Source organism: Streptomyces sp. NPDC001068, from assembly GCF_042897315.1.
Lineage (GTDB): Bacteria > Actinomycetota > Actinomycetes > Streptomycetales > Streptomycetaceae > Streptomyces.
This window is the reverse complement of record NZ_JBIAYD010000003.1, coordinates 14,137-40,834: the sequence shown is the minus strand read 5'-3', so window position 1 is coordinate 40,834 and position 26,698 is coordinate 14,137. Positions and strand designations below refer to the sequence as shown.

At 70.5% G+C, this 26,698-nt stretch carries 20 protein-coding genes; 9 read left to right on the top strand and 11 right to left on the bottom strand.

The genetic code is table 11. The features are described 5' to 3' along the window. Window positions 1-21 precede the first annotated feature (21 nt). Entirely contained in the window at window positions 22-1,722 is a 1,701-nt protein-coding gene (locus ACFY3I_RS09615; RefSeq protein WP_390860143.1) for a methylmalonyl-CoA mutase, read from the top strand. Window positions 1,723-2,022: 300 nt separating this feature from the next. Here the strand turns inward: ACFY3I_RS09615 and ACFY3I_RS09610 are convergent, their stop codons facing one another. Further along, window positions 2,023-2,655 (bottom strand): TetR/AcrR family transcriptional regulator, encoded by a 633-nt coding sequence (locus ACFY3I_RS09610; protein WP_365290287.1) that lies wholly within the window; start codon window positions 2,653-2,655, stop codon window positions 2,023-2,025. Window positions 2,656-2,887: 232 nt separating this feature from the next. Here ACFY3I_RS09610 and ACFY3I_RS09605 point away from each other — a divergent pair, with 232 nt between their 5' ends. The 6 genes from ACFY3I_RS09605 to ACFY3I_RS09580 all read left to right on the top strand — a co-directional run bounded on the left by ACFY3I_RS09605 (window position 2,888) and on the right by ACFY3I_RS09580 (window position 12,244). Then, complete coding sequence (locus tag ACFY3I_RS09605; protein ID WP_390860142.1) at window positions 2,888-3,865, top strand: tetratricopeptide repeat protein; 978 nt, start codon at window positions 2,888-2,890, stop codon at window positions 3,863-3,865. Window positions 3,866-4,511: 646 nt separating this feature from the next. After that, window positions 4,512-5,159: a DUF6230 family protein gene (locus ACFY3I_RS09600; protein ID WP_365290283.1), complete on the top strand. Its 648-nt coding sequence runs from the start codon at window positions 4,512-4,514 to the stop codon at window positions 5,157-5,159. 141 nt (window positions 5,160-5,300) lie between these two features. Continuing rightward, window positions 5,301-5,879 carry a DUF6114 domain-containing protein gene (locus tag ACFY3I_RS09595; protein WP_390860141.1) on the top strand — a complete coding sequence of 193 codons (579 nt, stop codon included), beginning with the start codon at window positions 5,301-5,303 and terminating at the stop codon, window positions 5,877-5,879. Further along, the gene (locus ACFY3I_RS09590; RefSeq protein ID WP_390860140.1) at window positions 5,869-7,257 is read left to right on the top strand and encodes a hypothetical protein; all 1,389 of its coding nucleotides are present in this window, start codon (window positions 5,869-5,871) and stop codon (window positions 7,255-7,257) included. Before ACFY3I_RS09595 ends, ACFY3I_RS09590 begins: the two co-directional genes overlap by 11 nt. A 307-nt stretch (window positions 7,258-7,564) precedes the next feature. Further along, window positions 7,565-11,746 carry a Hint domain-containing protein gene (locus ACFY3I_RS09585; RefSeq protein ID WP_390860139.1) on the top strand — a complete coding sequence of 1,394 codons (4,182 nt, stop codon included), beginning with the start codon at window positions 7,565-7,567 and terminating at the stop codon, window positions 11,744-11,746. A gap of 15 nt (window positions 11,747-11,761) precedes the next feature. Further along, a complete protein-coding gene (locus ACFY3I_RS09580) occupies window positions 11,762-12,244 on the top strand; it encodes a hypothetical protein (protein ID WP_390860138.1) in 483 nt (160 codons plus the stop codon). 77 nt (window positions 12,245-12,321) lie between these two features. On the opposite strand, the gene pyk is transcribed toward ACFY3I_RS09580, so the two are convergent. The 3 genes from pyk to pta all read right to left on the bottom strand — a co-directional run bounded on the left by pyk (window position 12,322) and on the right by pta (window position 17,148). Further along, window positions 12,322-13,752: a pyruvate kinase gene (gene pyk / locus ACFY3I_RS09575; protein ID WP_365290274.1), complete on the bottom strand. Its 1,431-nt coding sequence runs from the start codon at window positions 13,750-13,752 to the stop codon at window positions 12,322-12,324. Between the two features lie 73 nt (window positions 13,753-13,825). Beyond that, entirely contained in the window at window positions 13,826-15,043 is a 1,218-nt protein-coding gene (locus ACFY3I_RS09570; RefSeq protein ID WP_390860137.1) for an acetate kinase, read from the bottom strand. After that, complete coding sequence (pta, locus tag ACFY3I_RS09565) at window positions 15,040-17,148, bottom strand: phosphate acetyltransferase (protein WP_390860136.1); 2,109 nt, start codon at window positions 17,146-17,148, stop codon at window positions 15,040-15,042. Before pta ends, ACFY3I_RS09570 begins: the two co-directional genes overlap by 4 nt. Before the next feature lie 186 nt (window positions 17,149-17,334). Here pta and ACFY3I_RS09560 point away from each other — a divergent pair, with 186 nt between their 5' ends. Beyond that, on the top strand, window positions 17,335-18,360 hold the full coding sequence (locus ACFY3I_RS09560; protein ID WP_390860135.1) for an ATP-dependent 6-phosphofructokinase: 1,026 nt from the start codon (window positions 17,335-17,337) through the stop codon (window positions 18,358-18,360). Window positions 18,361-18,472: 112 nt separating this feature from the next. Here ACFY3I_RS09560 and ACFY3I_RS09555 read toward each other — a convergent pair whose 3' ends face one another. The 5 genes from ACFY3I_RS09555 to ACFY3I_RS09535 all read right to left on the bottom strand — a co-directional run bounded on the left by ACFY3I_RS09555 (window position 18,473) and on the right by ACFY3I_RS09535 (window position 23,477). Beyond that, complete coding sequence (locus tag ACFY3I_RS09555) at window positions 18,473-19,186, bottom strand: XRE family transcriptional regulator (RefSeq protein WP_390860134.1); 714 nt, start codon at window positions 19,184-19,186, stop codon at window positions 18,473-18,475. A gap of 100 nt (window positions 19,187-19,286) precedes the next feature. Beyond that, the gene (locus tag ACFY3I_RS09550; protein ID WP_390860133.1) at window positions 19,287-20,117 is read right to left on the bottom strand and encodes a carbohydrate ABC transporter permease; all 831 of its coding nucleotides are present in this window, start codon (window positions 20,115-20,117) and stop codon (window positions 19,287-19,289) included. A 9-nt stretch (window positions 20,118-20,126) separates the two neighbouring features. Next, window positions 20,127-21,023, bottom strand: coding sequence for a carbohydrate ABC transporter permease (locus ACFY3I_RS09545; protein ID WP_390860132.1), 897 nt, complete (start codon window positions 21,021-21,023; stop codon window positions 20,127-20,129). Then, entirely contained in the window at window positions 21,020-22,393 is a 1,374-nt protein-coding gene (locus ACFY3I_RS09540; protein WP_390860131.1) for an extracellular solute-binding protein, read from the bottom strand. The genes ACFY3I_RS09545 and ACFY3I_RS09540 overlap by 4 nt, the downstream gene beginning before the upstream one ends. Before the next feature lie 220 nt (window positions 22,394-22,613). Beyond that, window positions 22,614-23,477 carry a nucleosidase gene (locus ACFY3I_RS09535; protein WP_390860130.1) on the bottom strand — a complete coding sequence of 288 codons (864 nt, stop codon included), beginning with the start codon at window positions 23,475-23,477 and terminating at the stop codon, window positions 22,614-22,616. A gap of 82 nt (window positions 23,478-23,559) precedes the next feature. Between ACFY3I_RS09535 and ACFY3I_RS09530 the strand changes: the two genes are divergently transcribed. Then, entirely contained in the window at window positions 23,560-24,120 is a 561-nt protein-coding gene (locus tag ACFY3I_RS09530) for a hypothetical protein (protein WP_365290257.1), read from the top strand. Window positions 24,121-24,298: 178 nt separating this feature from the next. Here ACFY3I_RS09530 and ACFY3I_RS09525 read toward each other — a convergent pair whose 3' ends face one another. Further along, window positions 24,299-24,985 (bottom strand): response regulator, encoded by a 687-nt coding sequence (locus ACFY3I_RS09525; RefSeq protein WP_365290255.1) that lies wholly within the window; start codon window positions 24,983-24,985, stop codon window positions 24,299-24,301. Continuing rightward, entirely contained in the window at window positions 24,982-26,607 is a 1,626-nt protein-coding gene (locus tag ACFY3I_RS09520; protein ID WP_390860129.1) for an ATP-binding protein, read from the bottom strand. The genes ACFY3I_RS09525 and ACFY3I_RS09520 overlap by 4 nt, the downstream gene beginning before the upstream one ends. Between the last annotated feature and the right edge of the window lie 91 nt (window positions 26,608-26,698).

The window sequence follows — 26,698 nt, the reverse complement described above, 5'->3', positions numbered from 1 at the left end:
CGTCCTAGTAAATTCGACGGTATGGACGCAGACGCCATCACGGAGGGCCGCCTACGCTGGCAGGCCCGCTACGACGCGGCCCGCAAGCGGGACGCGGACTTCACGACGCTCTCCGGTGACCCGGTGGAGCCGGCGTACGGGCCCCGGCCGGGTGACACGTACGAGGGATTCGAGCGGATCGGCTGGCCGGGGGAGTACCCCTTCACGCGCGGGCTGTATCCGACCGGATACCGGGGCCGGACCTGGACCATCCGCCAGTTCGCCGGGTTCGGCAACGCCGAGCAGACCAACGAGCGCTACAAGATGATCCTCGCCAACGGCGGCGGGGGTCTGTCGGTGGCCTTCGACATGCCGACCCTCATGGGCCGCGACTCCGACGACCCGCGCTCGCTCGGCGAGGTCGGGCACTGCGGGGTGGCCATCGACTCCGCCGCCGACATGGAGGTCCTGTTCCGGGACATCCCGCTGGGCGACGTCACGACCTCGATGACGATCAGCGGTCCGGCGGTCCCGGTCTTCTGCATGTACCTCGTCGCCGCCGAACGCCAGGGCGTCGACCCGTCGGTCCTCAACGGCACGCTCCAGACCGACATCTTCAAGGAGTACATCGCCCAGAAGGAGTGGCTGTTCCAGCCCGAACCCCATCTGCGCCTCATCGGCGACCTGATGGAGTACTGCGCGGCCGGCATCCCCGCCTACAAGCCGCTGTCGGTCTCCGGGTACCACATCCGCGAGGCCGGCGCGACGGCCGCGCAGGAGCTGGCGTACACGCTCGCGGACGGCTTCGGATATGTCGAACTGGGCCTCAGCCGCGGCCTGGACGTCGACGTGTTCGCGCCGGGCCTCTCCTTCTTCTTCGACGCGCACGTCGACTTCTTCGAGGAGATCGCCAAGTTCCGTGCCGCCCGCCGGATCTGGGCGCGCTGGATGCGGGACGTCTACGGGTCCCGGTCGGAGAAGTCGCAGTGGCTGCGCTTCCACACCCAGACCGCGGGCGTCTCGCTGACCGCCCAGCAGCCGTACAACAACGTGGTGCGCACCGCGGTGGAGGCGCTCGCGGCCGTGCTCGGCGGCACCAACTCGCTGCACACCAACGCCCTCGACGAGACCCTCGCGCTGCCCAGCGAGCAGGCCGCGGAGATCGCGCTGCGCACCCAGCAGGTGCTCATGGAGGAGACCGGCGTCGCCAACGTGGCGGACCCGCTGGGCGGTTCCTGGTACGTCGAGCAGCTGACCGACCGGATCGAGGCCGACGCCGAGAAGATCTTCGAGCAGATCAAGGAGCGCGGGCTGCGCGCCCATCCCGACGGACGGCACCCGATCGGGCCGGTCACCTCGGGCATCCTGCGCGGGATCGAGGACGGCTGGTTCACCGGCGAGATCGCCGAGTCCGCCTTCCAGTACCAGCGTTCGCTGGAGAAGGGCGACAAGCGGGTCGTCGGCGTCAACGTGCACACCGGTTCCGTCACCGGGGACCTGGAGATCCTGCGGGTCTCCCACGAGGTGGAGCGGGAACAGGTGCGGGTGCTCGGCACCAGGCGCGCGGCACGGGACGAGGGTGCGGTGCGCACGTCCCTGGACGCGATGCTCGCCGCCGCCCGCTCCGGCGCCAACATGATCGGACCGATGCTCGAAGCGGTCCGCGCCGAGGCGACCCTGGGCGAGATCTGCGGGGTGCTGCGGGACGAGTGGGGGGTGTACACGGAGCCGGCGGGGTTCTAGACGACCGGCCCCGGACGGCCGCGCCCGGGAGCGGGTGCGGGTGTCCGAGGGGATGCCGGTGCCCGAGGGGATGCCGGTGCCCGAGGGGATGACCGTGACGGGCTACGCCGTCACGGTCACCGGTCTGCCCGGATCCGTACGTGATCAGGGCCGGGCCCGTCGGCGGGACACCGTGGTGGGCCTGGCCGACGGCACCGTCGTGTCCTGCCGGAGGCTCTGGACACGTGGTCCTCCGGAGGGGCAGGCGTCCAGAGCCTCCGGAGGCGCCGCACACCGCCCGCGTGGGTGGGCGCGAGCCGTTCAGGGCCTGGCGTCGTCCGCCGCGCCCGCGAGGCCCAGCAGCAGGATCCTGGTCAGGCCGTGCACCCATTCCCCGTCCGCCGGTTTGCCGCTCACCAGGGCGCGGTGCACCACCGAGCCGGCCACCAGGTCGAAGATGAGGTCGGCCGTGCGGTCCGCCTCGCACGGGTCGGGCTGCTCGGGGAGTTCGCCGCGCCGCTGGGCGCGCTCCCGGCCCTCCAGGACCAGCCGCTTCTGCCGGTCGACGATGGACGCGCGGATCCGTTCCCGCAACGCGTCGTCCCGGGTCGACTCGGCCACCGCGCCCATCAGCCCGCTCTTCGTCTCCGGGCGGTCCAGGATCGCCGCGAACTGCAGCACCACGCCCTCGATGTCGTCGGCCAGGCTGCCCCGGTCGGGGAGTTCGAGTTCGTCGAACAGTTCCGCCACCGCGTCGACGACGAGTTCGTTCTTGCCGGCCCAACGGCGGTAGAGGGTGGTCTTCGCAACCCCGGCCCGCGTCGCCACGTCTCCCAACGTGAGCTTGGACCAGCCCAGTTCCACCAGCGCCTGACGGGTCGCCGCGAGGATCGCGGTGTCCGCGGCGGCGCTGCGCGGGCGGCCGGTCCGGCCGGCGGGGGTGCGGCTCTGCATCCCACGACCATAACCGGCCGTTCACGTGACGCCGTGAGGGAGATCACCGGGAAGTGGTGGTGCGGGTGTCCGCGGAGGGATTACGCTACGGGTCGTAGCGAAAGCTCGTGGGTGACCGCACGGGCGACGACCACGGCGCCGGGTGGGGACCCGGCGCCCGCTTCACACGTTTGTTCGGCCTGGCTTTCACAACGCTTTTCACACACGCGCGGGAACGGGGGAGGATAGGCGCATGCAGCCACGGAACATGTCCATGAGCGGCGTCGTCGACCTCGCCGCTGTGAAGGCGGCCCAGGAGGCCAAGGCCAAGGCCGAGCAGACGCGCGCCGAAGCGGCCCGGCAGGGCGGAACCGGCGCCGTCGCCCCTGCCGACCTGGTCATCGACGTCGACGAAGCCGGCTTCGAGCGCGATGTCCTGCAGCGCTCGGCCGAAGTCCCCGTCGTCCTCGACTTCTGGGCCGAGTGGTGTCAGCCCTGCAAGCAGCTGAGCCCGGTCCTCGAGCGGCTCGCCGTCGAGTACGACGGCCGCTTCCTGCTGGCCAAGATCGACGTCGACGCCAACCAGATGCTGATGCAGCAGTTCGGGATCCAGGGGATCCCGGCGGTGTTCGCGGTGGTCGCCGGGCAGGCGCTGCCGCTCTTCCAGGGCGCTGTCCCCGAGGAGCAGATCCGCGGCACCCTCGACCAGCTGATCCAGGTCGCAGAGGAGCGCTTCGGGCTCACCGGCCTGGCCGTAGACGCGGACGCCGAGCCGGGTGCCGCAGCGGCGGCCGGGCCCGCCGTCGCCGCGGGTCCCCACGACGCGCTCCTCGAAGCCGCCGTCCAGGCGCTGGACGCGGGCGACCTGGGCGGTGCGGTCCAGGCCTACCAGAACGTGCTGAGCGACGATCCGGCCAACAGCGAGGCCAAGCTGGGTCTCGCGCAGGCCGAGCTGCTCCAGCGGGTGCAGGGGATGGACCCGCAGGCGGTGCGCAAGGAGGCCGCCGAGAAGCCGGCCGACGCCGGGGCGCAGATCGCCGCGGCCGACCTGGACCTCGTGGGCGGCCACGTCCAGGACGCCTTCGGGCGGTTGATCGAGACCGTGCGGCGCACGGCGGGGGACGACCGGGACGCCGTACGACGGCGGCTCCTGGAGCTCTTCGAGGTCGTCGGCACCGATGATCCCCGGGTAGTGGACGCCCGCCGCGCGCTGGCGCGGGCCCTGTTCTGAAACGCGGTCTGAACACCGTTCTGACCAGTCGCTAAACGTCACGTCCTGTGATGCCGGAGTGAAAGATTCGCCGACGCGGGCTCACAGCGGTCGCTCTTTACCAAATCTTGGTAATCGCGGCCGCTGTTACTCGCAGTAAATCAGGGCCGTTGATCTGTCTGGTTCCGTCCAGCAATCAACTGCTTTGTTCTGCCCTTCAAAGCCACCCAGTGTCGCTCTCCGAGACCAGCGGGTCGTCCATCGGTTATCCGCCCGTTACTACCCAGTAACGAAGCCCCTTGTGCGGGCGGCGAGAATGCACCACGATCGGCGACGCTCGGTCCATTGCCGTACCCCGACAGCCGGTCGGGTTCGCGGGCTCATCTGGGTCCCCACCGAGCAGAGTCGGCGGCAGTGACGCCGGCTCTTGGGCAGGGGGGTCTTCGCCGCGAGGCGAAGCCTGTCCAGCAAGGTTGTGCGTGATGCGTGTCAGGCGCGACCAGTGGTTGTCGCTCGGGGGTGATCGTCGGCGATCGAGGTGCGGTTCGCGCCTGTGAACGCGGGCGCTCCCCTTCCGAGGACGTAGCACTTCTCCCATCCCTGCCCGGCCGAGCCGCCGTTGGGGGCGATTCCGGGCCAGGAGATGTACGTCCGAGAAGGAGGAAATATGGAGTCCCAGGTGCGTGGCGGGACCAGATGGAAGCGGTTCGCTGTGGTCATGGTGCCCAGCGTCGCCGCCACGGCGTGTATAGGTGTCGCCCTCGCGCAGGGTGCTCTCGCCGCGTCGTTCAGCGTGTCGGGCCAGCAGTTCAAGGTCACGGCCGACCAGCTCGAGGGTGACGGCTTCGTCCAGTACGGCGCCGTCGACTCGGGTGTCACCCTCGCCGGTGACAAGACGATCCACCCGGTTGCGGTCTCCGCGTTCAACAGCGCGACGATCAGCAACCTGTGCCAGTCCGTGGTCACGCCGAACGTCCCGATCTTCGGGAACGTCAGCCTGATCCTGCACGCGGGCACCGACGCCAAGAAGCCGGTCGAGGCCAGCAAGCTCTACATCGACCTCGACGACCTGAGCGCCGACGCGACGTTCACCAACATCAACATCGGTGTCGCGGCCGGCAGCTCGACCAAGGGTCCCGGCATCAAGTCGGACGAGGTCACCAACAAGCAGACGAACCCGGCCGGGTTCGCGCAGGAGGCCGACCACGCCTCCCTGTCCGGCGTGAAGCAGACGGCGTGGGCCACCACCGCCGGAACCTTCAAGCTGAGCGGTCTGCACATGTCGATCTCGACGAAGGGTGCGGAGTGCTACTAAGCACTCCGTGACGGGCGGGGGCGCCGACGGCACCCCCGCCCTCCACCTTCTTCCCGCGGTCTTCACGCGCGGTGCACATCACGGCACCGCCCAACCACAGCATCAACACCACAGCAACGCCGCACCAGGGAGCTGTTTTCCATGAGCGCCGAGACTCCTGCCGCACCCGGCCAGTTCGACCGCCGGAGGCTGCAGTTCCGCTCCTGGCGGGGCACGCGGCCGTTCTGGGCCGGTCTGTACATCCTGCTCGCCGGTTTCCCGATCATGTACTTCCCGTACGCGCACCTCCAGATCGGCAACCTCACGGTGGCGATGGCGACCACCGCGGGCGCCGGGTCCCTGATCATCGGCGTGCTGCTCGTCGTCCTCGGCATCAGCATCTGGTTCCAGAAGCACATCCGCACGTTCGCGGGTGTCGCCGCGATCCTGCTGGCGCTGGTGTCCCTCCCCGTGTCCAACTTCGGCGGCTTCATCATGGGCTTCCTGTTCGCCCTGGTCGGCGGAGCGATGGCCGTGGCCTGGTCGCCGGGCGTCGCGCCGCAGTCGGAGGTCGCCTGGGCGCCGGGTACGCCGCAGCCGGAGGGCGATGTTCCGCCGGCCGGGGACCACACCCCCGGCGAGGACCCCCTCCGCAAGGGCCCGGACGGCGTGGGCGAGGCGAATGACCTGTCAGGAACGAGCCCGCTGGACGGGGCGAACGGGAGGCACAGTGCCGGCTGACGAGGTGACCCACGGGACCGACGTGGACGCGTCCCGTGTGAGAACCGGGCCGCGCCACGCGGCACCCAAGAAGCCGCTGTTCACCAGGTTCCACATGCCGGCCGGCAAGGCGATAGCCTCCGTGGCGATGCCTACGGCCGTGATCATGGGCATGGGGTTCACGTCCACGCTCGCGATCGCCGACACGAACAACACGGCGTCCACGTCGAACAGCCAGAAGGCCGACGAGTACAAGGACTGCGTCACCGCCCTGGACTCGGCCTCGCCCTCCCCGAGCGCGAGCGACGACTCCGGGGACGAGGACTCGGCCACGCCGTCCCCCACGGCGACGTCCGGCTCCGAGGACTCCAAGTCGTCGGAGACCGGCAAGGGCTCGGACAAGGGCACGGGCGACTCCTCGTCGTCGGATTCAGGTTCCGACGACACGAAGACCCCGACCCCGACCCCGTCCAAGTCGTCCTCGTCCTCGGACGGTTCGGGCTCCTCGTCGGGTTCGTCCGGTTCCGACGGCACGGCCACCCCCTCGCCGTCTGCCTCCACGGGCAGCGGTGGCGGCCTGCTGGGCTCCATCGGGGACGCCATCACCGGCATCCTCGACGGCGGCAGCGCGAAGAGCTCGTCCGCGGACCCCGCCGCGAGCCCGACGCCGTCGGCCTCCGCGTCGTCGTCCTCCACGGACAAGTCGTCGTCCACGGACAAGGGCGACAGTGTCACCGGCACGGTCAAGGACACGGTCACCAAGGCCGCCAAGACGGTCACGGACACCGTGAAGGACACCACCGACACGGCGACCAAGACCGTCGGCGAGGTCACCGGTGACGCCACGAAGGCGGCCGGCGACGCCACCGCCGGCGCCACGCCGAGCCCGTCCGCGAGCACCGGTGTGTCGGCCGACGACTGCAAGGCCGCCACCGACGACGTGGGCGGTGTCGACAACAAGGTCGCGGTGGCGGACGACCCCTGGTACCTGAGTGCCAGCTCGCTGCTGCTGAAGAGTGCCGACTACCAGGGCGTCGTGGAGGTGAAGACGGCGAGCGGCAAGACCAAGAAGGTGCTCAAGTACGTCATCTCCGGCGGCACCGACATCGGTGACCTGCACCAGACGGTCAAGGACACGACCATCGGCAAGACGTACCACGTGCAGGCCGCGGCCGGTTCGAAGTCCACCATCACCGGCGGCGACACCACGATGTACACGGAGTCGATCTCGGGCAACCTGTTCGGCCTGATCCCGATCACGTTCACCCCGGACAGCCCGCCGCCGCTGAACATCCCGCTGATCTACTTCACCAACGTGAAGGTCGTCCAGGCGGCTCAGTTCGGCGGCACCCTGCACGTCCCCGGCATGCACGTCTACACCACCGACGGCACCGGCTGAGCACCACCCACAGACCCGTTCGGGAGCCGCAGGAAGACTGTGCCCCGCCGAGTACCCACTCGGCGGGGCACAGTCCTGTTCGCCGCCTGGCCGGGGAGGATCCGAATCAAATGAAGAAACAAAGAGTCAATATTTCTTTCGCAAAACGACATTGCCTGACAGGATGATCACCGTCCCTCGGGGGTGGGGACGGCGTGTCGACCGCACGCCCAGAGGGGGATCTGAGCTCGTTTCGGCCTTTGCTTCGTCCTGCCCGCTTCCCGCGTGGACCGACTGACGGACTGACCATCCAGAGGAAGGCATGGGCGTGCTGACAGCACGAAGAGGCAGATACAGACACACCGGGGGGACTCCGCTCCAGCGGGGCATCGTCGGAACGGCACTCGCCACCGCTGTCGCGGTGCTGGGCGGACTTGTGTACGCGGTCCCCGCCGCCGCGGACGAGCCGGGCGACAACCCGGCCAACCCCTACCAGCGCACCCTGCGCATCAGCCTGGGTGCCCAGGCCCGCGCGGACCGCTGTCAGGCAGGGCAGGCTGTGCACTTCGGCGGCCCCGACCTCAAGGCGGCCGCGGCGGCGAAACTCACCGGCACGGACGCCGATCTGCGTGCGTTTGTGACACCGGACGCGTTGGGCGGTGAGCGGGCCCAGGCCCGTGCGCGGGACAGGGACGCGGGCATCGCGGCCGCGACCGCGTTTCGGGACCGCCAGACGAAACTGGACGACACCAACAAGCCGTACCGCGCGGTGAACTCCTCGAACGGCCGGGACTTCTGGGCCCCCGAGTTCGGTGCGGACATCGTCGCCTTCACCCTCGGCGCGCAGCAGAAGCTGTACGACAAGGCGGCCGACGACCCGACCCCGAGCCCCGGCAAGGCCGCGCTCGACCAGGCCAAGAAAGTCCTCGACGCCTTCGACACGGGAGGTGACGCCTGGGCCGCCGCCTACAAGGAGGTCGCCGGCAGGGAGTTGCTCGACACGAGTAACCTGGGCCACTCCTCGGCCAACGACGTAGCCGCCTTCCTGCGTTACGGCGGCTTCGCCACCAAAGCCCCCGAGCCGGACTCGCTGGAGTTCCGTACCGAGGTCGAGGCACTCAAGCAGGCCTGGGCGGCCTGTGACAGCGACAACCCCATCGACCACTACCGGGTGTTGACCGGCGTCGTCACCGAGGCCTACACGGAGTGGGAGTCGGAGTACGCCGGTCAGGCCGACCAGCGCAAGCAGATCGTCGCCGCCGAGGCCGCCGCGGCCAAGGAGACGCGGGCCGCCACGGAGGCGATGACCGAGGCGGTCCGGCAGGCATGGCTGGCGGACCAGATCCTGTACTGGCAGAAGTACTGGGCCGCTCACAAGGACTCCATCAACTACCCCAAGGCCGCCGACTTCACGAAGGCGACGGCCGACCTGAGCGCTGCGAGGACCGCGGCGGCCAAGCAGGTGACCGTGGCGGACGCGGCGGTCGGACGGGCCAGGACGGCTGCCGACACCGTGACCGCCCAGCAGCAGAAGGCCTGGCAGATCGCCGACGCGGCGCACCGGCCCCGGGGCCGGGGCCTGCTCTACGCCCAGCAGTCGGTGCAGGTCACCAAGGCCTCCTACGCCGCCGCCCAAGCTGCCGCGAAGGCCACGCTGACCGCGTCGAACGCGGCGAAGGCCACGGTGGCCGACTCCCAGACGCTGTTGGCACTGGCCAAGACCCAGACGCATGCGCTGAACACCGAGTTCCGCAAGACGGCGGCGCTGGAGGCCAAGGCCCAGGCGAAGGCCGCCGCTGATTCCGCCGCCAAGCTGGCGACCGCGGCGGCAGCCGACGCCACCACCGCGAAGAACGCCCGCGCGACGGCGGAGAAGGCGGAACAGACCGCCCGGGACCAGGCGGCCGAGGCGAAGCGGCAGCGTGGCGTCGCGGAGGCCGAGAAGGCCACCGCCGAGCGGGAGCGCGACACAGCGGCGAGCGAGCGGGCGAAGGCCGGCGCGGCCGAAGAACGGGCGCGGGGCGAGCAGGACAACGCCCGCCGAGCCCGTACGGACGCCGAGTCGGCGGGTGCCACCGCGGCGGAGAAGCTGGCGGCGGCCGAGGACGCCGAACTGCACGCCTACCAGGCCCGTAACACCGCGGTCAGGGCCGAGCACGAGAAGGACGCCACCGCCTCCCGGGCGGCGGCGCTGGAGTCGGCGGCCGCAGCGGCCGACGGCACCTCGGCCGCGACCGAGACGCGGCAGGCGGCCACGGACGCACGTACCGCGGCCAACGCGGCGGCGGGCGCGGCGACCCGGGCCCGGGACGCCGCGAACGACGCGACCACGGCCGCGGTGAACGCGCGAGCGGCGGCGACCCGCGCGGAGGGCGCGGCCAAGCGTTCCCGGTCCGCCGCCGACTCCGCACAGTCGGCATACGCGAAGACGCAGGCCGCGGCGGCCACCGCGCATGCCGCGGCTGCCGAGGCGATCGACGCAGCGGCATCGGCGGAGGAGAAGGCCAAGAAGGCGGACGCCGAGGCGAAGAAGGCCCAGGCCGCGGCGTCAGCCTCGCGCAAGGAGGCCACCGCGGCGGTGGCCGAGGCCGCGAAGACGGCCGCGGGGGCGGCGAAGACCGCCGGATACGCCACCGCCACGGCGCAGTACGCGCAGGCCGCCCGGGACGCCGCGACCGCGACGACCAAGGCGGCCGACGAAGCGATCAGCCTGGGCACTCCCTATCAGGAGAGCGACGCCTCGGCGGCGTACGCGGTGCTGATCGGGCAGACCGCGAAGACGCTCGCTGAGCAGCAGGCGACCGCGGCGAAGGCCAAGTCGGACGAGGCGAAGAAGGCGGCGGCACAGGCCAAGGCGCTCGCCGACAAGGCCGCAGGCGATGCGAAGACCGCCCTCCAGGCGGCCGCCGACGCCGCGGACTACGCCGTGCAGGCGGTGAACTCCGCAGCGGCGGCCAACGCGTCGGCGACCGCTGCGGCAGCCGACGCGGTAGCGGCGAAGAAGGCGGACGTCAACGCGCAGAAGTACGACGAGCAGGCAGGCACCGACGCCTTCTACGCCAACTTCGCCGCGAACGAGGCCGAATCGGCCGCCGCCCAGGCCGACCGCGACGCCACGGACGCCGAGAAGGACGCCACCAGCGCCCGTTCCGCCGCCGACAGCGCCGAACAGGACGCGTCGGCGGCCGACCGGACGGCCACGAAGGCAGAGAGCGACGCCACCGCCGCGGAGGGCGCGGCGGACAAGGCCAACACCTACGCGGACCAGGCGGACAAGGCGGCCACGCAGGCGGAGGCAGAGGAACGGGAGCGGGTCAGGCAGGAGCGGGCGGAGGTCGTCGACTCCGGAGGTTCGACCGCCGGGTACGTCCTGGCCGACGACGAGGAGGCCGCCCTGCTGGCGGAGTGCGGCCAGACTTGTGTCGACCAGTACCGCGAGGCCATGGCGGCGGCGAACCAGGACGTCCTCGACTGGGTGAAGGCGAACGGCGGCGCGATCCTGCTCGATCTGCTCGGGGTCACGGACGCCAAGAAGTGCTTCTCCGACCCGGATGTGGAGAGCTGCCTCTGGACGCTCGTCAACGCCATCAGCGTGGTCGCCCTGATCGGCAAGGCACCCGCCGTGGCCACGGCCATCGTCCGGATCAGCACCGGGATCGCGAAGTTCTTCGAGGGAGCGACCAAGGCACGCAAGACGATGAAGGCCTTGAAGGTCATCATCGACGCGCGGCTGGCCAAGGGCGTGTCGTTCTGCGTGAAGCACAGCTTCGTGGCCGGGACCATGGTCAAGATGGCCGACGGCGACGTACGGGCCATCGAGAAGGTCACCGCGGGGGACCGCGTCCTCAACGCGCGGCCGGGTGGCACGACCGTGGAACGGCACGACGTCGTGCTGGCGCACCGCACCACCACCGACACCCGGTTCACCGACCTGACCCTCGCCACCCCGAGTGGCAGGCGCACCGTCACGGGCACGTCCGACCACCCGTTCTACGACCTCACCACGAGATCGTGGACGGACGCCGGGCGACTCACGGCGGGTCACCGGCTGCAGACCATGGAGCATGGCACCGTAACGGTCGTCGGCGTAGCCTCGTACACGAAACCGCAGGTCACCTATGACCTCACGGTGGAGGGCGTCCACTCCTACTTCGTGATGGCCGGGGACAGCCCGGTCCTGGTCCACAACATCAGCTGCCGCACGATCACCGAAGGAGCCCTCAAGCACATTCGCGACCAGCACCTGTGGGGCGGTAAGTACCACGAGGCGGGTGCCATGCAGAACGTGTTCGCCCAGGGGATCGACGGCAACAAGCTCAAGCAACTCGTCCAGCGGGCCGCGCAGTACGGACACGAGGTCCCCCGGCCCAAGAACGACCCCCGTGGAGGGAACTTCATCGACTACGCGTTCGATGACATCACCACCGGCGCGAACGGTCAGAACGGTATCCGCCTCTTCGTCGACGAGTTCGGCAATCTCAAGAGCGCACAGCCCCAGAACGTCTGGTAGGAGCAGAGTGAAAAGATGATCACTTTTTCCTTCACGCCCCGCGCCGAGGACGCCTTCTGGTCCCCGGAGCGGCGTCCGGAGAACCCGAATCGGCCCGAGCACCCGGAGCTGACCGGCGCGGACTTCTCCCTGAGCTTCTTCCTGGCGGATGTGACGCTCGTCGTCCACGGGGTGGATCTGAGCCTGCGCACGCCCGGACTGCCCGTTGTCGACTTCGCCCTCATGCTGGAGTACGCGCGAAGGGAGTTGGAGACCCGGAGTGACGTCGCGGTGGAGACGAGCGTGACCGGTCATGTGTTCTCCCTCAGCCGCGGAGCGGAGGCCGTCACCCTCACGACGAACTACGCGCCGGTGGTGGCGGAGCTGACCTGGGCCGAACTGGTGGGGCTCACCGACCGGGCGAAGGCCGAGGCGTACCGGCTGATCACCACCGCGCATCCGGGGCTGTGTGCCAACGCGTGGCTGCGGGAGACGGTCGGAGCAGCGCCGGCGGTGTGATCCGACGGCGACGGACCGAGGGCGCCCCCTGTCGCGGGGGGCGCCCTCGGTGTCGTGCAAGAACCGCTACAGGTACCTCAGTTGGCGGGGGAGCCGCCGACGTGGTGGACGCGGAGCATGTTCGTGGTGCCCGGGACGCCGGGGGGCGAGCCGGCCGTGATGATGACCGTGTCGCCCGCGTCGAAGCGGTTGATCTTGGCGAGCTCCTGGTCGACCATGTCGACCATCTCGTCCGTGGTGTTCACGAACGGCACCACGTGCGACTCCACGCCCCAGCTGAGCGTGAGCTGGTTGCGGGTGTTCTCGTCGGTGGTGAAGGCGATGATCGGCTGCTGCGCGCGGTAGCGGGACAGGCGCCGGGCGGTGTCGCCGGACTGGGTGAAGGCGACCAGGCCGCGGCCGCCGAGGAAGTCGGCGATCTCGCAGGCCGCGCGGGCCACCGAACCACCCTGCGTGCGCGGCTTCTTGCCGGGGACGAGCGGCTGCAGGCCCTTGCTCAGCAGTTCCTGCTCGGCCGCGACGACGATCTTCGACATCGTCTTGACCGTCTCGACCGGGTAGGCGCCGACGGAGGACTCCGCCGACAGCATGACCGCGTCCGCGCCGTCCAGGATCGCGTTGGCCACGTCGGAGGCCTCGGCGCGGGTCGGACGGGAGTTGGTGATCATCGACTCCATCATCTGGGTCGCCACGATCACCGGCTTGGCGTTGCGCCGGCACAGCTCGATCAGGCGCTTCTGCACCATGGGGACCTTCTCGAGCGGGTACTCGACGGCGAGGTCGCCGCGGGCCACCATGACGGCGTCGAACGCCATCACGACGCCCTCCATGTTCTCCACCGCCTGCGGCTTCTCCACCTTGGCGATGACGGGGACCCGGCGGCCCTCCTCGTCCATCACCTTGTGGACGTCGTCGACGTCCTTGGCGTCCCGCACGAAGGACAGCGCGACCATGTCGCAGCCCATGCGCAGCGCGAACCGGAGGTCCTCGACGTCCTTCTCGGACAGCGCGGGCACGTTGACGGCCGCGCCGGGCAGGTTGATGCCCTTGTGGTCGGAGACGACACCGCCCTCGATGACGATCGTCTTCACCCGGGCGCCCTCGACGTCCAGGACCTTCAGCTCGACGTTGCCGTCGTTGATGAGGATCTGGTCGCCGCGCGAGACGTCGCCCGGCAGGCCCTTGTAGGTCGTGCCGCAGATGGTCCTGTCGCCCGGGACGTCCTCGGTGGTGATGACGAACTCGTCACCGCGCTCCAGCTCCACCGGGCCCTCCGCGAAGGTCTCCAGGCGGATCTTCGGGCCCTGCAGGTCGGCGAGGACGCCGATGGCCCGGCCGGTCTCCTTGGAGGCGGCCCGGACGCGGTCGTAGCGTCCCTGGTGCTCGGCGTGCGAGCCGTGGCTGAAATTGAAGCGGGCCACGTTCATGCCGGCTTCGATCATGGCGACGAGCTTCTCGTGGGTGTCGACCGCGGGGCCGAGAGTGCAGACGATTTTCGAACGGCGCATGGGGCGATCCTATCGGTTTGTTTCGCTGCGGAATATTCCGTCTGGCGGAAGATACAAATGGGCGCCGATATGCTCAGCTGTCATTCGTGCCGGAGCCGACCAGTGCGTAGGTCTGGGTGGCGATCTCCAGTTCCTCGTCCGTCGGCACCACGGCGACGGCGACCCGCGCACCGGCCGGCGATATCAGCCGCGGCCCGTCCGCCCGTACGGCGTTCAACTCCGGATCCACGGCCAGTCCCAGCCCTTCCAGCCCGGCAACGGCAGCCTCCCGCACGGGCGCCGCGTTCTCGCCGACCCCCGCCGTGAACGCCACGGCGTCCACCCGGCCGAGTACCGCGTAGTACGCGCCGATGTACTTCTTCAGACGGTGAATGTAGATGTCGAAGGCGAGTTCGGCCTGTCCGTCGCCCTCGTCGATCCGGCGCCGGATCTCCCGCATGTCGTTGTCACCGCACAGTCCGAACAGACCGCTCCCCTTGTTGAGAAGAGTGTCGATCTCATCCATGGACATTCCGCCAACACGTGCCAAATGGAAAATGACGGCGGGATCCAGATCGCCGGAACGCGTACCCATCACCAGCCCCTCCAAAGGCGTCAGCCCCATGGAGGTGTCCACGCACCGGCCGCCCTCGACCGCCGAGGCGGACGCCCCGTTGCCGAGGTGCAGCACGATGACGTTCACCTCTTCGGGCGTCCTCCCCAGCAGCCGCGCGGTCTCCCGGGAGACGTAGGCGTGCGAGGTGCCGTGGAAGCCGTAGCGGCGGATGCGGTGCCGGTCGGCGATCCTCGGGTCGATCGCGTAGCGGGCCGCCGACTCCGGCATGGTCGTGTGGAACGCCGTGTCGAAGACGGCGACCTGCGGCAGGTCCGGGCGCAGCGCCCGCGCGGTAAGGATGCCGGTCAGGTTGGCCGGGTTGTGCAGCGGCGCCACCGGGATCAGCCGCTCGATCTCCGCGAGCACCTCGTCGTCGACGACGGTCGGCTCGGTGAAGAACATCCCGCCGTGCACCACCCGGTGCCCGATCGCCGCCAGCTCGGGAGAGTCCAGCCCGAGCCCGTCCCTGGACAGCTCCTGCGACACCGCCTTCAGGGCCGCGTCGTGGTCGGTGATCGGCGCGCTGTGCTCGCGGGTGTCCCCGCCGGCGAGACAGGTGTGCCGCAGCCGCGAGGTCTGCTCACCGATCCGCTCGACCAGGCCGACCGCCAGCCGGCCGCCGTCCCGCATGTCCAGCAGCTGGTACTTCAGGGACGAGGAACCGGAGTTGAGGACGAGGACACGGGTGGGGCTCACTGGGCGGACGCCTTCGGGTGGGAGGAGTGGGCGGAGTCGAGGTTCTGGGCCTGGATCGCCGTGATGGCGACGGTCGTCACGATGTCCTGGACGAGCGCGCCCCTGGACAGGTCGTTGACCGGCTTGCGCAGCCCCTGCAGCACCGGCCCGACGGCGATCGCGCCGGCCGACCGCTGCACGGCCTTGTAGGTGTTGTTGCCGGTGTTCAGGTCCGGGAAGATCAGCACGGTGGCCTGACCCGCGACCTCGGAACCCGGCAGCTTGGTCGCCGCCACGCTCGGCTCCACGGCCGCGTCGTACTGGATGGGTCCCTCGATCTTCAGGTCCGGCCGGCGCGAGCGCGCCAGCTCCGTCGCCTCCCGCACCTTGTCCACGTCCGCCCCCGAACCCGAGGTGCCCGTGGAGTACGACAGCATCGCGATCCGCGGCTCCACCCCGAACTGGGCGGCAGTGGCCGCCGACTGGATGGCGATGTCGGCGAGCTGCTCGGCGTTCGGGTCCGGGTTGACCGCGCAGTCGCCGTAGCAGAGCACCTTGTCCGCGAGGCACATGAAGAACACCGACGAGACGATCGACGAGTCCGGCTTGGTCCTGATGATCTCGAAGGCGGGCCGGATGGTCGCCGCCGTGGAGTGCACGGACCCGGAGACCATGCCGTCCGCCAGCCCCTCCTGGACCATCAGCGTGCCGAAGTAGTTGACGTCGGTGACCACGTCGTACGCCAGCTCCACCGTCACGCCCCGGTGGGCCCGCAGCTGGGCGTACCGCTCGGCGAAGGTGTCGCGCAGCTCGGAGACGGCCGGGTCGATCAGCTGGGCGTCGGCGAGGTCGATACCGAGGTCGGCGGCCTTCTTGCGGATCTGGTCGACCGGCCCGAGCAGGGTCAGGTCGCAGACACCGCGGCGCAGCAGCACCTCGGCCGCGTGCAGGACGCGCGGCTCGGTGCCCTCCGGCAGGACCACCCGCCGCCTGTCGGAACGGGCCTGTTCGAGCAGCTTGTGCTCGAACATCATCGGGGTGACCCGGCCGGTGCTCGGCGCCGAGACCCGCTTGCTGAGACCGGCGGTGTCGACATGGCGCTCGAACAGGCCCAGCGCGGTCTCCGCCTTGCGCGGGGTGGCCGCGTTCAGCTTGCCCTCCAGGGAGAACAGCCGGGCCGCGGTCGGGAAGCTGTTGCCCGGCACCGAGAGGACCGGCGTGCCCGGGGCGAGCCGGGCGGCGAGGGTCAGGATCTCGTCGCTGGGCCGCTCGTTCAGGGTGAGCAGCACACCGGCTATCGGCGGGGTGCCGGCGCTGTGCGCGGCGAGCGCGCCGACGACCAGGTCCGCCCGGTCGCCGGGTGTCACCACCAGGCAGCCCGGGGTCAGCGCGGGCAGGAAGTTCGGCAGCATCGCGCCGCCGAAGACGAAGTCCAGCGTGTCCCGGGCCAGCCCCGAGTCGTCGCCGAGCAGCACCTTCGCACCGAGCGCGTGGGCGATCTGGGCGACCGTCGGCGCGGACAGCGCGGGCTCGTCCGGCAGCACGTACACCGGCACCGGCAGCCGCCCCTCGATCCGCCGCGCGATCTCGTCCCGGTCCTCGCGGGCGACCCGGTTGGCGACCATGGCGAGCACGTCGCAGCCGAGACCGTCGTACGCCCGGAAGGCGTTCCGGGTCTCGGCGAGCACCGACTCGGCGTTCTGCTCGCGGCCGCCGACCACCGGGATCACCGAGGCGCCGAACTCGTTGGCGAGCCGGGCGTTGAGGGACAGCTCGTCCGGGAACTGGGTGTCGGCGAAGTCGGTGCCGAGGACGAGGACGACGTCGTAGTCCCTGGCGACCAGGTGGAAGCGGTCGACCAGGGTGGAGACCAGTTCGTCGGCGCCCCGGTCGGCCTGGAGGGCGGACGCCTCGTGGTAGTCCATGCCGTAGACGGTCGCCGGGTCCTGGGAGAGGCGGTACCGCGCGCGCAGCAGCTCGAAAAGGCGGTCGGGGCCGTCGTGGACGAGCGGACGGAACACGCCCACCCGGTCGACCTGCCGGGTCAGGAGCTCCATCATGCCCAGCTCCACGACCTGACGGCCGTCGCCGCGGTCGATCCCGGTCACGTACACGCTCCGCGTCACGTGTGCACTCCGTCTCTGTGTGGTTCCTGTGCGGCCGCATAAAAATCGCCCACCGGGGTGAGCGGAACGGTCTTGACAATACCCCCGACGCCGGATAAGGCGCCCGTCAGGATCTCACCGCCCCGCAGGGCATGAAACAATCGGATCGGCTCACCGGCAACGACAGCGAGCAGGAGACACACCACCATGCGCATCGGAGTTCTCACCGCAGGCGGCGACTGCCCCGGACTGAACGCCGTCATCCGATCGGTGGTACACCGTGCAGTCGCCCAGTACGACGACGAGGTCATCGGTTTCGAGGACGGTTTCCGGGGTCTGCTCGAGGGCCACTACCGCACCCTCGACCTGGAAGCCGTCAACGGCATCCTGTCCCTCGGCGGCACGATCCTCGGCTCGTCGCGGCTGGAGCGGGACCGCCTGCGCGAGGCCTGCGACCGGGCCACCGACATGGTCGAGGAGTTCGGCATCGACGCGCTGATCCCGATCGGCGGCGAGGGCACGCTGACGGCGGCACGCATGCTGTCCGACGCCGGCCTGCCGGTCGTGGGCGTCCCCAAGACCATCGACAACGACATCTCCTCCACCGACCGCACCTTCGGCTTCGACACCGCGGTGGGCGTCGCCACGGAGGCCATGGACCGGCTGAAGACCACCGCCGAGTCCCACCAGCGGGTCATGGTCGTCGAGGTGATGGGCCGGCACGCCGGCTGGATCGCCCTGGAGTCCGGCATGGCCGCCGGCGCGCACGGCATCTGCCTGCCCGAGCGCCCCTTCGACCCCGCCGACCTGGTCAAGATGGTCGAGGAGCGGTTCGCCCGCGGCAAGAAGTTCGCCGTGGTCTGCGTCGCCGAGGGCGCGCACCCCGCCGAGGGCTCGATGGACTACGGCAAGGGCGCGATCGACCAGTACGGCCACGAGCGCTTCCAGGGCATCGGCACGGCACTCGCGTACGAGCTGGAGCGGCGGCTCGGCAAGGAGGCCAAGCCGGTCATCCTCGGGCACGTCCAGCGCGGCGGCACGCCGACCGCCTACGACCGGGTCCTCGCCACGCGGTTCGGCTGGCACGCCGTCGAGGCGGCGCACCAGGGAGAGTTCGGGAAGATGACGGCGCTGCGCGGGACGGACATCGTGATGGTGCCGCTCGCGGAGGCGGTCACCGAGCTGAAGCGGGTACCCAAGGACCGGATGGACGAGGCCGAGTCGGTCTTCTAGGACCGGCGTCCCGGTTCCGGCTGCGGGCGCGTGGGGGCTGGTCGCGCGGTTCCTCCCCCGGCCTTCGGCCGGGGCCCCCGGCCGTCGCCCGGGGGTACTCCCAGCGCCCCTGTCAGGGGCGCGTCTCCTCGACCCGGTTCCAGAAGTGACCGACCGCCTGTGCCAGGAACTCCTGGCCGCCGGCCTCCGCATCGGTCGCGGCGGTCGTGTCGCCCCAGGCCAGGGTCGCCGTCATCCGGCCCTGGTAGGCCTCGTGCAGGGCACGCAGGGCGTTCTCGATCACGCGGCGGTCCAGCGGGACCAGTTTGCCGACCGGCCGGACGTACGCCTGCCAGCGGGTGGTGACGGCGCGGCGCAGCAGCTCCGCCAGCTTCTCCTCCCTGCCGGTGACGGTGATGTACTCCGGCAGGGAGAGCTGGAACAGGTCGGCCAGGACGGCGGACTGTCGTTCCGTGCCCTGCCAGTTCCCGTTCTCCTCCATGGCCAGGTAGGCGAGGAGTTCGAGACCCACGGCCGGCGCCACGTCCTCCGGAGCCAGCCCGCGCGCGATCCGGTGGTCGCGCAACGTCCGGGGCCGGCCGATCAGCTCGCCGGGGGCGCACCACAACACCCCCGAGAGCGCGGTGAGTTCGGGACTGCTGGGGATCGCCGCGCCACGTTCCCAGGCGAGCACGAGATCGGGGCTGGCGTACGGCATGCCGTACGAGACCCGCAGATGGTGGGCCACGTGCTCGGGGCCCATCCCGAGAGCGGCACGGAGTCTGCGGGCGGCGGGGGCGTTGAAGGGGGGACCTGGCTGGTTCGGCAGAGCTGGGGGTCGGCGCACAGCGCACAAGGTAGGGGCGCGCGGGGAGGCTGACTACGGTCCGTTCGGCCAGGAACACGGATTGTGGGAACGTACGGATGCGACCGTACGGCAGACCTGTTCATCCCTTGACGGCGCCACCCAGCGCGAACCCACCGCCCAGCCGCCGCGCCACCAGGACGTACAGCAGGATCACCGGCGTCGAGTAGATGACGGAGAACGCGGCGAGCTGGCCGTAGGCGACCATGCCGCGGTTGCCGAAGAAGTCGTTGATGCTGACCGAGGCGGGCATCTGGTCGGGCGAGAGCAGCAGCATGAAGGGGACGAAGAAGTTGCCCCACATCATCACGAAGGCGAAGACGGTGACGACGGCGACCCCCGGCCCCATCAGCGGCAGCACGATCCGCACCAGCGACTGGGCGGAGTTGGCTCCGTCCGTCCAGGCGGCCTCCTCCAGCTCCTTCGGCACACCGTCCATGAAGTTCTTCATCAGCCAGATGGCGAAGGGGAGTTGGGAGGCGGCGAAGAACAGGATGGTGCCCTGCAGGGTGTCGATGAGGTTGATCCGCACGAACAGGGCGTACACCGGCACCATGATCGCGGTGATCGGCAGGCTGGTCGCGAACAGGATGGACAGCAGGAACGGCCGGTTGAGCCGGGAGCGGTAGCGGGAGAGCGGGTAGGCGGCGAGGGCGGCGCAGACGACGGTGAGCGCGGTGGCCCCGCCGCACAGGATCAGGCTGTTGAGGAGCGGGGTGTAGGTGATGTCCGGGGTGAGGATCGCGTCGAAGTTGGCGAAGGTGAACCCGTCCGGGATCCGCACCCGCAGATCGGCGTGCGGGTCGACGGCGGAGAGCAGCACCCAGGCGAGCGGCAGCACGAAGGCGGCGGCCACGACCAGGAGTCCGAGGTCGGCGGCGAGTCGGCGCGAGCGCCGGCGGTTGCGGGGCATCTGGCTTGTTCACACCTCCGTACGCAGCAGCCGCATGTACACGACCGAGAAGAGCGAACCGACCAGGAGAAGGAGCAGGGCGACCGCGGTCCCGTACCCGATCATGCTGTTCTGGAAGGCCTGCTCGTACATGAACAGGGGAAGCGTCTGGCTCCGGTCGCCGGGCCCGCCCCGGGTCATCACCCAGATCAGCCCGAAGACGGAGAGCGTCTGGAGGGTGTTGAGCATCAGGTTCGTCCCGATGGACCGCCGGATCATCGGCAGCGTGATGTGCCACATCCGCCGCCAGCCCCCGGCGCCGTCGACCTCCGCGGACTCCTCGATCTCGTTCGGTATCTCGTCGAGGGCGGCGGAGTAGACGAGCATCGAGAAGGCGGTGCCCCGCCACACGTTGGCGAACGACACGGCCAGGATCGGCAGCGTGAACAGCCAGTTCTGGGACGGGAGATGGAGAAACTCCAGGATGGCGTTGAGCGTCCCCTCCCGCCGGAAGAACGCGTAGAGCAGGAACCCGGCGACGACCTCCGGCAGCACCCACGCCGTGATCACGATCCCGCCGGTGAGCGTCCGCACCGGTTTCGACGCCCGCCGCATCAGCGCCGCGAGCGCCAGCCCCAGCGTGTTCTGTCCGACGAGCGCGGACACCACGGTGAAGACGAGGGTCAGCCAGACGGCGTTCAGGAAGGCGTCGTCGTGGAACGCCGTACGGAAGTTGGCGAAACCGACGAACGAGGAGTGGGCCTGGCCGGTGAGCTGGAGGTCGGTGAAGGCGATCCAGGCGCAGTAGACGATCGGCCCGCCGAGGAAGAGCAGCAGCAGGGCCAGGGCAGGGGTGAGGGGGAGGGCGCGCAGGAGCCGCCGGGCGGCGGCGGGGTGCCGCCCGGCGTGACGCACGACGTGACTCACTGGGTGACCACTTGGTCGCCGGTCACGTCCTTGAGGGTCGTGTCGTACTGGCCCGCCGCCTTGTCCACGGACGCGTCACCGGTCGTCACGCTCTCCATGGCCTCCTGGATGGCGGTGGAGACCTTCGGGTAGGCCGGGTAGGCGGGCCGGTAGTGGGTGCTGGAGACGAGATCCGTGAAGAACTTGATGCCCGGCTGGGCGGACGTGTACGACGGGTCGTCCGCGACGTCCTTGCGCACCGCGATCCCGGAGTTGGCGATGTACCACTTCTGGGCGTTCGCCTTGGTCTGCATGGTCTTCACGAAGTCGAAGGCGAGGTCCGGGTTGCCGGCCTTGGCCGGGATCGCCCAGGTCCAGCCGCCGGACATGCTCACCTTGCCGGGGGCCTGCCCGTGCTGGGTCGGCATGTACGCGAGTCCCAGCTGCTTCGACCAGTCGGGCCACTCGTGCCCGCTGCCCTGGTTCCAGTCCTGCGGCAGCCACGACCCGTCGAGGTCGATGCCGAGCTTGCCCTGGGGCAGCAGCTCACCGCGCACGGCCGTGCCGAAGTTGGGGTCGAGGGCGTCGGAGACGTCCGGCCCGAGCTTCTCCTTGTACACGGTCTCGACGAACGACAGCGCGTCCTTGAACCCCTGGCTCCCGGCGATCCACTTCTTGCTGCCGCTGTCGTACAGCGGGTCGCTGGTCCCGTCGTTGGTCCCGTACAGCAGCATCTCCAGGCCCTGCATGGTGGCGGCCTCGCCCGCGGGCTTCCCGGTGTAGACGTTGAGGGGCGTGACGCCGGGAGCCTTCTTCTTGATGGTCCGGGCGGCGGCGAGCACGTCGTCCCAGTTCGTCGGCTGCCAGTCCTCGGGCAGCCCGGCCTTCCTGAACACGCGTTTGTCGAACCAGAGTCCACGGGTGTCGGTGCCGTCCGGGACGCCGTACGTCTTCCCGTCCTCGCCCCGGGCGGCCGACTTCGCCGTGTCGATGAACTGCCCCCAGTCCTTCCACTTGGCGAGATAGGGGTCGAGCGGCTTCAAGTACCCGCTGGTGATGTCCGAGTTGATGAGGAAGGTGTCCTCGTAGACCAGGTCGGGAGCGGTCCGGGGCGACCGGAGCATCTGCTGGAGCTTCGTGTAGTACTCGGAGTCGGGAGCCTTGATCGGAACCAGCTCGACCTTCTTGCCCGGGTACTCCTTCTCGAACTGCTTCTTGATGTCCGCGAGGTAGGTGTCCATCACCTTCACGGAGTTGTCCGTGGACTGCTTGAAGGAGATCTTCACGGTGTCGGGACTGCTGCCCGACCCGCTGCCGCACGCGGTCAGCGAAGCGGCGGCGGTGACGAGGGAGAGGGCAAGGATGCTGACGGCGGTGGGGCGCACGGGCACGACCTCCTCGGCGGCCACTGCGCTGTGGCCTGGGGGTTCGTCTCTTGCCGAGTGAAGGTAAGTGGAGTGGTCTAGTCAGGTCAATGAGTCTGCGGGGGTTTGCTGACCGCGGGAGGGGGCCAGGATGCATCCATGTGTTCCGCGGACCGTAGGGGCGGGTTGGACGACGACGTGCGCGCGCGGCTGCCACCCTGGCCCGCGGCCCGGGGTGCTGACCGGATCAGCCGGGCGGCGGGCGCCACTGTCCGGTCCGCTTGCCGACGACAGGTCCGTGGAAGATGCCACCCCTGAAGTCGATGTGGTCGCCCCCGTACCGTCCCTGGGGATCATCCCCGGCGCCGGAGGACTCCCGGGGCCGGTGCTTGCGCAGGACCTCGACCGCCACGGACGCGGCCCGTTCGGCGGCGAGGATCTGCGAGCCCGATGCGTCGGCCGCGTGCTTGCCGGCGTCGGCCAGGTCGCTGATGCCCCGGATCACCAGGATGTCCAACTGGCCGTTCAGGTGGGCCGCGTGGGCGGCCCCGGAGCCCTCCGTCTCGATCGCGCAGGCGTCGTCGTAGTGGTGGCGGATGTGGGCGGCGAACGCCGATCTGTCGTCCGCCAGGACGACGTCGCCGACGGCGATCGGCTTGCTGTGTCCGCGAACGTCCGGCATGTCCCGCAGCGCCGAGCGTGCCGCCTGGACGAGCCGGTGCGAGCCGTGCCAGACCTCGGGGCGGGCCCGGAAGCCCTCCGGTGTCTGCTTGCCGCCGTGGACGGCGTACACCTTCGTGCCGACCACCACGTCACCGATCCCGATGTCGTCCTTGAGCCCGCCCGCGACACCGACGAACAGCACCGCCTCGGGGCCGAGCCAGTCGACGATCTGTGTGGTGAGCGAGGCGGCGGTCAGGGCGCCCACGCCCAGTTCCGCGAGCGCGACGGTCCAGGCGGTGTCCGCGAGCCGGCCGAGTTCGACGCGGGTGCCGTTGGGGTGCACGATCTCCTCGGCGCCGACGAGGCGGGCGCGCACGGCGTCGTACTCCAGCGGCAGGGCGGTGAGCACGACGGCTGCGGCGGTGGGCCGGGGTCGGTTCGCGGGCATCTGTCCACGGTAGCGGCAAGTCGCCCACGGGGGCGGGGGTATGGTCGTGCGGCGTCGGGCCGTCGGGGTGGGGGAGAGGCGCATGCCGGAGCAGGGTGTGAGTGTCGGGCAGCTGCTGCTCGCCGAGTACCAGACGATCAAGGACGAGCAGAAGGCGCGGATCGGGTTCCGTGACAATCTGCTGTACGTGACGCTCGGCGTGGTGGCCGCCGTCATCGCCGCGGCGGCGCAGGCCAAGCAGCCGTCGATGCTGCTGGCGCTGCCGCCGGTGTGCGTGGTCCTCGGGTGGACGTACCTGGTCAACGACGAGAAGATCTCGGCGATCGGGCACTACGTGCGGGAGGAGTTGGGGCCGCGGCTGGCCCGACTGGCCTCCGCCGAGGCGGATTTCGCCACCTTCGGCTGGGAGGCGTACCACCGGACCGACGTCCGGCGCCGGACCCGCAAGACGATCCAGGCCGTGATCGACCTGACGGCGTTCTGCGCGGTGCCGCTGGCCGCCCTGGTGGTGTTCTGGGCCGGCGGGGACGGCGGCGGACTGCTGACCGTGCTGTCGGCGGTGGAGGCACTCGCGGTGGCGGGGCTGGGGGCGCAGGTGCTGCTGTACATGAGGCCGGCCCGGCCGGCACGGTCCGGTGCGTGAGGCCGGCGTGGTCGGCGCGGTCCGGTGCGTGGGCCCGGCGTGGCCGGCGCGGTCCGGTGGGTGAGGTCGGCGTGGTCGGCGCGGTCCGGTGCGTGAGGCTGGTGTGACGGCTCGGTCCGGTGCGTGAGATCGGCCCGGCCGGCGCGGTTCCGTACCTGAGGACGCGCCGCCGCCCGGGCTACCGCCCCCGCCCCCACCGATAGACCAACTCCGGCCTCCCCACCTGTCCGTAGAGGGGGCTTCGTCCCGCCGTCCCCGCCTCCACCAGGTGTTCCAGGTAGCGGCGGGCCGTGATCCGGGAGATCCCCACGTGCTCCGCCAGTGCCGCCGCGGTCAGGCCCTCCTTCGACTCGCGCAGCGCGACCGTCACCCGCTCCAGCGTCGGGGCGCTGAGCCCCTTGGGAAGCGCCCCGGGTGACGACGGGGCCCGCAACGCGCCCAGCGCGCGGTCCACCTCGTCCTGGCCGCTCGCCTCGCCGACCGCCGCACGGAACTCCGCGTACCTCGTCAGGCGGTCCCGCAGCGTCGCGAAGGTGAAGGGCTTCAGGACGTACTGGACGACGCCCAGCGAAACGCCCTCCCGCACCACCGCCAGGTCTCGTGCCGACGTCACCGCTATGACGTCCGCCTGGTGGCCGGCCGCCCGCAGGGAGCGCGCGAACTGCAGGCCGTGCACGTCCGGCAGGTGCAGGTCCAGCAGGAGCAGGTCCACCGGGGTGCGGTCGAGGATCCGGCGGGCCTCCGCCCCCGTGTGCGCCTTGCCCACCGACACGAACCCCGGCACCCGGCCCACGTACATGACGTGCGCGTCCGCGGCCACCGGGTCGTCCTCGACGACCAGGACTCTGATCGGCTCCCCGGTCATCGCGCCCCGCCCCGGGTCAGCGACGCCCGCAGCGGCAGCCGCACCTCGAACACCGCACCGCCCTCCGGCGCCTCCGCCACGGTCAGCGTCCCTTCCAGCCGGGTCACCGCCTGCCGGACCAGCGCCAGTCCCAGCCCGCGTCCGCCCGGGCCCGCCGGCTTCGTCGAGAAGCCGCGCTGGAAGACCAGCTCGGCGTGGGCGGGGTCGACGCCCGCGCCCGTGTCCGCCACCCTCATCACCAGTTCGGCATCCTCCGCGAAGGCGGTCACTGTCACGCGGGCCCCGGCCGTTGCCTGGGCCGCGTCCACCGCGTTGTCGATCAGGTTGCCGAGGACGGTGACCAGATCGCGCGCCGACAGGCTCTCCGGTAGCAAACCGTCATCCAGCCGGCTCTCGTCCGAGACCACCAGTTCCACGCCCCGCTCGTTCGCCTGGGCCGTCTTGCCCAGCAGGAGCGCTGCCAGGACGGGTTCGCTGACCGCCGCCACCACCTGGTCGGTCAGCGCCTGCGCCAGCTCCAGTTCCGCGGTCGCGAAGTCGACGGCCTCCGAGGCCCGGCCCAGCTCGATGAGCGAGACGACCGTGTGCAGGCGGTTCGCGGCCTCGTGCGCCTGCGAGCGCAGCGCCTGCGTGAAGCCGCGTTCCGAGTCCAGCTCGCCCGTCAGGGCCTGGAGTTCGGTGACGTCCCGGAGGGTGACCACGGTGCCGCGGCGCTCGCCGCCGGACACCGGCGAGGTGTTCAGCACCAGTACCCGGTCCGCCGTCAGATGCACCTCGTCCACCCGGGGCTCCGAGGCCAGCAGGGCGCCGGTCAGCGGGGTCGGCAGGCCCAGTTCCGCCACCGAGCGGCCGACCACGTCCTGCTCCGGTCCGACCCCCAGCAACTCCCGGCCGCCGTCGTTGATCAGGGCCACCCGGAACTGGCCGTCCAGCATCAGCAGGCCCTCGCGGACCGCGTGCAGGGCCGCCTGGTGGTAGTCGTGCATCCGGCTGAGCTCGGACGCGTTCATGCCGTGCGTGTGCCGCCGCAGCCGCGCGTTGACCACGTACGTGCCGATCGCGCCCAGCGCCAGCGCGCCCGTCGCCGCCCCGAGCAGCGTCGCCACCTGCTCCTGGACCCGCCGGCTGATCGCCTCCACCCTGATGCCGGCGCTCACCAGGCCGATCACCCGGCCGTTGTCCAGGACCGGGGTCACCGTGCGCACCGACGCGCCGAGGGTGCCCTTGTAGGTCTCGCTGTAGGTGTGGCCGTGCTGGGCCGCCTCGATGTGGCCCAGGTAGTGGCGGCCGATCTGGTTCTGGTCGGGGTGGGTCCAGCGGATGCCGTCCGGCGTCATGATCGTGACGAAGTCGACCTCGGTGTCCCGCATCACCTGGAGGGCGTAGGGCTGCAGTTCCTTCGAGGGGTCCGGTGTGTGGATCGCGGTACGGACCGAGGGGGCGTCGGCGACCGAGCGGGCCACCGCCGCGGCCTGCCGGGTCGCGGCCGCCTGCGCCTGGTGGCGGTCGCTGACGTAGGTGAACAGCGCGTACCCGGCGACCAGTACCGCTATCAGCACGGCCTGCATGGCGAACAGCTGCCCGGCCAGGCTGCGAGGGCGGGGAGCGGTCGGGAAGCGCATGTCAGCAGTGTGCCTCTCCGGTTGACGATGAACTAAATGAACGGAAGGGTGACCGGGCTCACAGGGCGGGAGATAGTCACGGCAACCCCCA